Source organism: Dellaglioa sp. CoH-57-MRSF-18, from assembly GCF_056781995.1.
Genome location: NZ_JBXAXX010000237.1, coordinates 1 through 261, shown reverse-complemented (window position 1 = coordinate 261; position 261 = coordinate 1). Strand labels below are relative to the sequence as shown.

Genomic DNA, 261 nt, shown 5'->3' with positions numbered 1-261 from the left:
CATTCTTTTCTCAATCCGGACTACATTCATAAAGAGGTGACGACGTTTGTCCCGAACTATGATGATTCGGACATCGAGCCTGTGACGCTTCCGGCGATGCTGCCGAACGTTCTGCTGAACGGCGGCGAAGGTATCGGTGTTGGTATTACGACGAGCCTTCCTACGTTTACGCCGGAGTCCGTGGTCGCTATCCTGCAACGGATGCTTAAGGGTGAGGACCTGACGCCGCGCGATTTTGCGAAGACCCTCAAATACTCGCAC

General features: G+C 54.0%; 1 protein-coding gene. It reads left to right on the top strand.

The window, feature by feature from the left end:
- The coding region (locus AC1RPG_RS08840) for a DNA gyrase subunit A (protein ID WP_481762614.1) at nucleotides 1-261 on the top strand (261 nt) is incomplete at both ends.